Annotated in this window: 8 protein-coding genes; 7 read left to right on the forward strand and 1 reads right to left on the reverse strand. The window is 75.0% G+C overall.

Going from position 1 to position 8,728, the window contains the following annotated elements; translation table 11 throughout:
• The 3 genes from H3C53_01300 to H3C53_01310 all read left to right on the forward strand — a co-directional run.
• Nucleotides 1–579 (forward strand): nucleotide exchange factor GrpE (locus H3C53_01300; protein ID MBW7915314.1); only part of this gene is annotated, 579 nt, incomplete at its 5' end.
• Nucleotides 580–615: 36 nt separating this feature from the next.
• On the forward strand, nt 616–1,518 hold the full coding sequence (locus tag H3C53_01305) for a DnaJ domain-containing protein (protein MBW7915315.1): 903 nt from the start codon (nt 616–618) through the stop codon (nt 1,516–1,518).
• Nucleotides 1,519–1,664: 146 nt separating this feature from the next.
• Nucleotides 1,665–2,669, forward strand: a complete 1,005-nt coding sequence (locus H3C53_01310; protein MBW7915316.1) for a peptidylprolyl isomerase — start codon at nt 1,665–1,667, stop codon at nt 2,667–2,669.
• A 7-nt stretch (nt 2,670–2,676) separates the two neighbouring features.
• Here H3C53_01310 and pdxH read toward each other — a convergent pair whose 3' ends face one another.
• A complete protein-coding gene (gene pdxH / locus H3C53_01315) occupies nt 2,677–3,312 on the reverse strand; it encodes a pyridoxamine 5'-phosphate oxidase (GenBank protein MBW7915317.1) in 636 nt (211 codons plus the stop codon).
• 191 nt (nt 3,313–3,503) lie between these two features.
• Here pdxH and H3C53_01320 point away from each other — a divergent pair, with 191 nt between their 5' ends.
• The 4 genes from H3C53_01320 to H3C53_01335 form a co-directional block, all read left to right on the forward strand.
• On the forward strand, nt 3,504–5,597 hold the full coding sequence (locus H3C53_01320; protein ID MBW7915318.1) for a thioredoxin domain-containing protein: 2,094 nt from the start codon (nt 3,504–3,506) through the stop codon (nt 5,595–5,597).
• Between the two features lie 91 nt (nt 5,598–5,688).
• Nucleotides 5,689–6,117, forward strand: coding sequence for a hypothetical protein (locus tag H3C53_01325; protein ID MBW7915319.1), 429 nt, complete (start codon nt 5,689–5,691; stop codon nt 6,115–6,117).
• A gap of 63 nt (nt 6,118–6,180) precedes the next feature.
• Nucleotides 6,181–8,541 (forward strand): ATP-dependent nuclease subunit B, encoded by a 2,361-nt coding sequence (locus tag H3C53_01330; GenBank protein MBW7915320.1) that lies wholly within the window; start codon nt 6,181–6,183, stop codon nt 8,539–8,541.
• 8 nt (nt 8,542–8,549) lie between these two features.
• Nucleotides 8,550–8,728 (forward strand): UvrD-helicase domain-containing protein (locus H3C53_01335; protein ID MBW7915321.1); only part of this gene is annotated, 179 nt, incomplete at its 3' end.

Genomic DNA, 8,728 nt, shown 5'->3' on the forward strand with positions numbered 1-8,728 from the left:
GGCGGCGCGCCAGGGGGCGCACCAGACGGCGCGCCAACGGACGCCGCGGCGGCGCGACCCGCCGGCGGCGTCGATACGGAGGCCGACATCCTTAGAGGTGAGCTCAAGCGCCTACGGGAACAACACGGGGCCCTGCAGCAGGAGCTCGACGACGCCGCGGACCGCGTGCTGCGCGTGAGGGCCGAGATGGAGACCATGCGTCGGCGCCTCCTCGGCGAGGTCGAGCAGGCGCGCGAGCAGGGGCGCGACGAGGTGCTGGCCCCCGTGCTCGCCGTGTACGACGACCTGGAGCGCGCGCTGGCGGTGGCCGCCGAGGCCGAGGGTTCCACGGGCATCGTCACGGGCGTCGAGATGGTGAAGGAGAACCTGGAACGCCAGCTCGCGAGCCTCGGCATCCGCCGCGTTGGCCGCGTCGGCGAGCCGTTCGACCCGCACCTGCACGAGGCGCTCACCACCATACCGGCGGGTCCGGGCCGCGAACCCGGCGTCATCGCCGAGGTGTTCCAGCCCGGGTTCGTCCAGGGCGAGCGTTTGGTGCGCGTGGCGCGCGTCGTGGTCGTGGCCGAGCGGGGCAACTGACGGCGCGCCGGCGCGGGCCGGAGGCGGGAGAGTAGCGTGGCAGCTTACAAGGATTACTACCAGACCTTGGGCGTCGGGAAGGACGCGACCAAGGAGGAGATCCGTCGCGCCTTCAGGAAGCTCGCCGCCAAGCACCACCCCGACCGCAACCCCGACGACGCCGGCGCAGAGGAGCGCTTCAAGGAGATCAACGAGGCCTACACGGTGCTCTCCGACGAAGAGAAGCGCAAGCTGTACGACCAGTACGGCACCACCGGCGCCGTGCCCCCGTTCGCGCAGGGTGGCGGCGCGCACTACCGCACCGTGTCGCCCGAGGAGTTCGCCGGCTTCTCGGACTTCTTCCAGTCCCTCTTCGGCGGCTTCGCCACCGCTCGGGGGGGCTTCGCCACCGACTACGCCGGCCGCGGCCGCGACGCCAACCCGTTCGACTTCGGCGCCCCGCGGCCGAGCAGCGTCGAGGCGCGCCTCGACGTCGGCGTCGTCCAGGCATACCGGGGCGGACCGACCACGATCAGGATCGGCGACAAGAGCCTGGAGGTCACCCTGCCGCGCGGCGTCCGCAACGGCGCGAAGCTGAGGCTGCGCGGCCAGGCACCTTCGGGCGGCGACCTCATCCTCCACGTCAGGCACGTGGCCAGCACGACCTTCAGGGTGGACGGCGACTCGGTGCACGTGCAGCTGCGCGTGCCGGACCACCTGGCGGCCCTTGGCGGAACCATAAGGGTGCCCACGCTCGACGGCGAGGTCGACATGACGCTCCCGCCCGGCTCCTCCACGGGCCGGGTGCTGAGGCTCCGCGGCCAGGGCTGGCCCGGCGAGGGCGGCGCCAGGGGCGATGAGTTCGCCGAGGTGCGGGTGGTCGTTCCGGCGCACCCGAACGAGGAGCAGCGGCGCCTCTACGAGCGGCTCAAGGAGCTCGCGGCAGACAAGGTCAGCTGAGCGGCGGGCGGACCCGCCCGCGGCGTCGGCCTGGCGCCCCGCGCGCCGCGGCTCCTTCCGGCTCCGCGCCCTCAGGTGCGCGCTTAGGCGCGCCCTCAGGTGCGCGCTTAGGCGCGCCCGGTGGGCCGAGTGTTAGGGTGCGCCCCATGACCTCACCCACCACCCCTCGCGCCGCGGCCGCTCGCCGCCTCCGCGGCCACTTGCTGGCCGCCCTGTTCGTTCTCGGCGGAGCCGCGCTCGCGCAGTCCGCGTCCGCGGCCGCGGCCGCCGCCGGCGACGGCCCCGTCGTCATCCGCCTTGGCGCGTACGAGGAGCGCGCGGACGACGTCGCCTGGCGCTTCGGCGTCACGCTGCGCGGCGTCGCCGCTCAGCAGGGGCAGCCGTACACCGAGGAGCTCGCCGCCGAGCTCTGGAGCCTCCTGCCCTACTACCTCGACCAGCGGGTCCAGGAGGTCGCCCTGGCGGCCGAGGCGCGGCGCCGCGGCCTGACGCCCGACGCCGCCGGCCTGGAGGCCACCATCGAGCGCATCAAGGCGGGCCTCGCGGAGGGGCAGCAGTTCGCCGACGTGGTCGCCGGCGCCGGCTTCCCGAGCGAGGCCGCGTTGCGCGCGATGATCGAGGAGTCGGACCTCATCCGCCAGCTGCTCGACCAGGTGCGGGAGGCGGCCGCGAGCGAGGTGACGGACGACCAGGTCGTCGTCCGCTACCTGGCCGAGCGCGCGCGCTTCGCCGAGCCCGAGAAGTACTGCGCCCGCCACATCCTCGTCGCCGACGAGGCCGTCGCCACCGACCTGCTCACGAGGTTGACGGGCGGGGAGGAGTTCGCGGCGCTCGCCGCCGAGTTCGGCACCGACGGCACCAAGAGCCGCGGCGGCGACCTTGGCTGCTTCGGCCTCGGCGCCATGGTGCCCGAGTTCGAGGCCGCCGTGGTGGCAGCCCCGCTCGGCACGAGCGTGGGGCCGGTCGCCACCCAGTTCGGCTACCACGTGGTCCTCGTCTACGACCACCAACCCGCGCGGATCAAGCCGCTCGCCGAGGTGGAGGGCACGGTCAGGGATTACGCCGTGTCGTTGGCGGCCAACGCCGCTATCGACGGCATCGTGAAGGGCGCCGGCGTCATAGTCCACCCGGAGAACCTGCCGACCCCCTGAACCGCGCTCACGGCGCCAACCTCGTCAGGCTCCACGCGGCCCCCTCCAACGAGTAGAGGAAGCGGTCGTGGAGCCGGTCGTCACGGCCCTGCCAGAACTCGACGCGCTCGGGCCGTAGGAGGTAGCCGCCCCAGTGAGGCGGGCACGGCACCGCCCCACCCTCGAAGCGCGCCGCCACCGCCGCGGCGCGCGACTCGAGCTCGGCGCGGTCGGCCAGCGGCCGCGACTGCGGCGAGGTCCAGGCGCCGAGCTGCGAGCCGCGCGGCCTGGAGCCGAAGTAGGCCTCCGACGTCGCGCGCGTCACGCGCTCCACGCTTCCCTCGACTCTGACCTGCCGCTCCAACACCGGCCACCAGAGCGCCACCGCCGCCGCGCCGCTGCCGTCCAGCTCGCGCGCCTTACGGCTCTCGTAGTTCGTGAAGAAGGTCAGGCCCGCTGGCGTCACCTCCTTGAGGAGCACGAAGCGCACGCTCGGCCGGCCGTCGGCCGCCACGCTCGCCAGCGCCATGGCGTTCGGTTCGGGCTCGCCCGCCGCGGCCGCGCGCTCGAGCCAGGTCGTGAGCAGTTCCAGCGGGTCGTCCGCCAGGTCGTCGGGGCCGAGGCTGCCCACCCTGTAGGCCCTGCGCAGGTCGTCGAATCTCATGGCGCCACTCTAGCCGCGCTCGGCCCCCGGTAAGAACCCCGTCAGTCACCTTGGGCTAGCGTGAACGTGCGCGCCGGGGGAACTTGCGTGTTCTTGCGATCCCCTCCCGCTTCCTCCCGCCCCGGCGCGCACCACCCGCTACACGTGCGCCACGCCGCGCCAGGCCTCGGCCGGGGGCGTACCCTCGAGCCATGAGCGAGCGCAACCGCCTGGCCGGCGAACCCAGCCCCTACCTCGCGCAGCACGCCGCCGACCCCGTCGCCTGGTACCCGTGGGGCCCGGAGGCGTTCGCCGCGGCGGCCGAGGCCGACAAGCCCATGCTCCTGTCCATCGGCTACTCGAGTTGCCACTGGTGTCACGTCATGGCGCGCGAGTCGTTCCGCGACCCGGCGGTGGCGGCGCTGCTCAACGCCGAGTTCGTCAGCGTCAAGGTGGACCGCGAGGAGCGGCCCGACGTCGACGCCGTCTACCTGGCTGCCGTCCAGGTCATGACGGGCAGCGGCGGCTGGCCCCTCACCGTGATCGCCACGCCCACGGGGCGGCCGTTCTTCGGCGGCACCTACTTCCCTCCCGAGGACGGGCTCGGGGCGCCCTCGTTCAGGCGCGTCCTCGACGCCATGGTCGTCGCGTGGCGCACCCGCCGCGCCGACGTGGAGGCCGCCGCCGCCGACCTCGCCTCCGCCCTGGTGCGCCTGGGTGCGGCTCCGACCCCGCTCGACGATGCGGTTGCGGCCGACGCCCTCGTCGCGACCGGCACGCGGCGGTTGCGGCAACTGGAGGACGCCGACGAGGGCGGGTTCGGCGGCGCGCCCAAGTTCCCCGCGCACGAAGCGGTCCGGCTGCTGCTGGCCAGCCCGGACGAGGTCGACAGGGCGGTCGCGTTGCGAGCCCTCGACGCCATGGCCAGGGGCGGCGTCCACGACCTCCTCGGCGGGGGGTTCTTCCGCTACGCCGTCGACGCCGCCTGGCGCGTGCCGCACTTCGAGAAGATGCTCTACGACAACGCGGCCCTGCTGCGCGCCTACGCGCGGGCGTACCGCCTGACGGGCGCCGAGCGGCACCGCCTCGCGGCGGAGGGCATCGTGGCCTGGCTGGAGGGTGAGCTGCGCGACCCTGGCGGCGCCTTCTGGTGCGCGCTGGACGCGGAAGCGGGCGGGCGCGAGGGCGGTCACTACCTCTGGACGCGCGCCGAGCTGGCCGCCGCCGTGGCGGGCGAGGTTCCGAACGGGCGGCTCGACCTGGTGGCGAGCGGTCTGGGCGTCCCGCCAGCGGACGCGCTCCCGGCCGCGGCCACCCCCCGCGTCGCCGTGTCAGCCGCCGAACTGGCGCGCCGCGCCGACGTGACGGTGGAGGAAGTGGAGGACCTGCTCGCGCGGGCGCGGCGGGCCATGCTGGCGGCGCGGCGGCGGCGCGAACGGCCCGCCGCGGACGCCAAGGTGTTGACATCGTGGAACGGGCTGCTCGTGGCCGCCCTCGCCGACGCGGCAACCGACCTCGAACGGCCGCGGCTCGTAGCGCTGGCCGGGGAGGTCACCGCGGCGCTGCGCTCGAGCGTGTGGCTGGAGGGACGCCTCTGGCACTCCCACACCGCCGGCGAACGGCGGGTCGAGGGCCTGTTGGAGGATTACGCCTACCTCGGCCTCGGCCTGTTGGCCCTCCACCGCGCCACCCTCGACGGGGCGCACCTGAGCTGGGCCCTCGAACTCGCCGACGTCGTGACCCGGCGCTTCGCCGACGAGGAGGGCGGCGGCTGGTTCAACACGGCGGCGGACGCCGAACCGCTGCTCGTGCGCCCCAAGGGGCTCGTGGACGGCGCCACCCCGAGCGAGTACGTCGCCGCGGCAGAGCTCGTCTGGTGGGCGGCCAGGTGCCGGAGCGACGCCCGCGCCGAGGCGGGAGCCCGTGCCGCCGCCCTGGCAGCCGCCGCCTCCGCTGCGCGCGAGCCGCTCGCCCTGGCGTCGGGCCTCGCCCTCGCTGGGCTCCAGGCGCGCCCCGGGCGCGAGGTCGTCCTCGTCGGCCGGCCGGGCGACCCGGCCCTGGCGGAGCTGGCCCTCGCGGCGCGGCGCCTGGCGGGCCCTTCCGACCTTGTGCTGCTGGTGGACGGCCGCGTGCCCGCCCTGACGCGCCTGCCGCTCCTCGAGGGGCGCCTCGGCGCGCTGGCGGGCGGCGCCGCCACGGCGTACGTGTGCGTGCGGGGCGCCTGTAGGCTGCCCGTCGCGACCGCTGCGGCCCTGGCCGGTCAGCTCGGGCTGCCGGCGGACGCCGCCGGCCCGCCCGTCAGTTGACACCCCGTGAAGCCGTGGACGATGCTGGGTGCCGTTCTCGTCGGGACGTCGCGGCCCCATGGCCTGCTGCCGACCGACGCTTGGAGGCTCCATGTACGTCTTCGTACTTTCACTGCACAACTACCTCCGCTGGGCCGTCATCATCATCGCCCTCGTCGCGCTGGTGATGGCCTGGTCCGCGACCGCCGCCAAGGGTCGCTGGACGCCCCAGCAACTCAACCTCGGCAGGCTCCTGACCGGAGTCTTCGACCTCCAGGTCCTGGTCGGCCTGGTGCTGTACCTCTTCCTGAGCCCCATCACGAGGTCGGCCTTCGCCGACATGGGCGCGGCCATGAAGAACACGCCCGTGCGCTTCTTCGTCGCCGAGCACCTCGTCGGGATGATCGCCGCGGCCGTGCTGTTCCACCTGGGCGCGGCCCGCGCCAAGCGCAAGGATTCGCCGGCCCAGGCCGCCATCTTCTACACCATCGCCCTCGTCGTCGTGCTGGCCTCGATACCGTGGGGGCGTCCGCTGCTCTGAGCGCGCGGGACGGGCGTCGCCGCGAGGTCGGGCGCGTGGCGGCGCCGCTCGTATGATGCCCGCGTGAGCCTCGAGGTCATCACCGGACCGCCCGGCTCGGGCCGCACCACGCGCCTGCTGGCCGAGGCCAGGGCGGCGGTGGCGGCGCAGCGGCTCGTCTGGTGGGTCGGGCTGCCGGCACAGCGCGCCCACGTGCTGAGGCGGCTCACCGAGGGCGGCGTGGCCGCGCTCGGCTTCGAGTTCATGAGCGCGCAGCAGCTCTACTACCGGCTCTTGAGCGTCGCCGGCGACCTCCGCCCCCTCGTCGTCGGCACGGCGCGGCTCGTGCGCGTCGTCGAGGCGCTCCGCGACGTCACTGGCGCGCTGCCGACGCCGGGCGAGGCGCGCCTCTACGCCGCCGCCATCGCGGAGGCCAAGCGCTTCGGGGTCACCCCGCAGGCCTACGCGCGCCTGGCAGACGACCCCGAACGGCGCCGCTTCCGCAAGGTCTATGCCGCCTACCAGCGGGGCATGCGCGGGGCGTGGGACTACGACGACGCCAGGCGGGCGGCGCTCGAGCTCGCCCTCGAGGGTGAGGTGGCTGACCTCCTCGCGCGGCAAGGAGTCGGGCTGCTGGTCGCGGACGGCCTGCGCGAGATCGGACCGCTCGAGTTGCGCTTCTTCACGGCCCTCGCGGGCCCGCTGCGCGTCAGGTTGAGCCTGCCCGAGGCGCCCCCCGGCGTGGTGGCGGACGTGACGCTGCCGCCCCGCCCCGCCCCGAGGGTGGAGCGCTTCGCCGCCGCCAACCCGGTCGAGGAAGGGCGTTGGGTGATGCGCTCCCTCAAGCGCGACCTGCTCGGCCTCGGCATGGGGCCCCTCGACCTCGCGGTGGTGGTGCCCTCGAACCGGGTCAGGGCGTTCACCGTCCTTGCCGAGGAGTACGGCGTGCCGCTGATGGACGAGACGCCCGCCGCCCTCGCCGACGACGGACCCGGGCGCACGCTGCTCGACCTGTTGGAGCTGGCTGAGCTTCCCACGCCGACGCGGCTCCTCGCCGTGCCGGAGCTGGAGGGGCTGGCGCGCCTCGCGCTGGCGGAGGGCGTGGCGGGGGCAGCGGCCGTCGGCGAGCTGGCGGCCCGCCACGGCCTGCTCGAGGCGTGGCTCCGCTGGCGCGACAGGCTGGAGGTGCGGGGAGACCCGGTCGCGTGGGCGCGGGATCTCATGCGCGAGGCGTTGCCGGACGCCCCGGCCGAGGTCGTGCGCCAGGCGCTCGGGAAGGCGCAGGAGGCCGCCAGGCTCGGTAGCGGCGACGGCTTCCGGGCGTGGTGGGCCGCGCTGCTGCAGGACGCTCGCCGGCCCCGCGACCAGACGGCGGGCGTGGCGCTGCTCGACGCCACCCGCGTGTCGGGGCGGCGCTACCGCAAGGCGTACCTGGTTGGGGCCGTCGAGGGGGCGTACGGCGCCGGGGAGCGCGAGGACTACTTCCTCCCCGAGGAGCGCCGGAGCGAACCGGCGGAGGCCTTCGCACGCCTCGGCCTGCCGCGACGCTTCCAGGGTCGCGACCTCGCCGTGGCGGCCGAGCTGCTGGCGCGCGCCGATCACCTCGTGATCACGGCGCCGCGGGGCGACCAGGGGGGACCGTTCGTGCGGGACGAGGCCCTCTTCGGCCGCGAGGAGCCGCCCGACCTACCGCCCGTCCCGGCGGGCTCCCGGCTGGAGCTCGACCCCGTCACCCCGTACGCCCCAGACCTCTCGCGCGTTCCCATGGGGCGCCCGTTCGTGGAGCGGCTGCGGCGCTACCGCGACTGCAGCTTCAGGCTCTGGGGCGAGGGGATGCTGCGCCTGATGGGGGAGCCGGAGTCACCGCCGGCCGACGAGGGCGCGCGGCTGCGCGCCGCCCTGTTGGCCAGGCGCGGCCGGCTCGACGCCGCCGGACTCGAGGCGCTGGCGACCGCGTTCCCGGGCCACGCGGCGTGGCTGCGGGAGCATGCGGCCACCCTGCTCGATCTCACCTTCGCGGTCGAGCTTGGCGGCCGCGAGGGGTTCGCCGCCGCCTTCCTGCACGCGACCGCCAAGGAGGAGCTTGAGGGCGGACGGCTCGCGGTCACCATCTACCGCTTCGTGGCCGGTGACGACGCCTGGGACGCCGCCAGCGCCGAGGCGGCGCTGCGGAGCCGGTGGAACGAGTACTGGGCGGTCGGGGCGCTCCTCGACCAGAAGGCGTTCCGGGTCGCGCGCGTTCACGTCAAGGTGTGGCCGCTCGGTGGCGAGCCGATCGACATCGCCCCCGGCGGCGTGCGGGGGTCGTGGCGACGCGTGACCGAGAAGCGGCGCCTGGTTCGCGAGGCGTTGCCGGAGTTCGCGGCCGGGGTGGTGCGGCCGAACCCGGGGTACATCTGCCGCAGCTGCAAGGTGTTCGACCTGTGCCGCGAGGGCGTCAGGTAGGTGGCGGCGTGAGGGTCCGCATCGCCTCCGCCGGCACGGGCAAGACCACGAGCCTCGTCCTGCGTTACCTCGAGTTGATCGATTCCGGCGTCCCCCTCGGCCGGGTGGCCGGCGTGACCTTCACGCGCGCCGCCGCGGGCGAGCTGAGGCAGCGGGTGGCGGACGGCATCGCCGAGGTCCTGGCGCG

Source organism: Trueperaceae bacterium (assembly GCA_019454765.1).
Taxonomy (GTDB): Bacteria; Deinococcota; Deinococci; order Deinococcales; family Trueperaceae; genus JAAYYF01.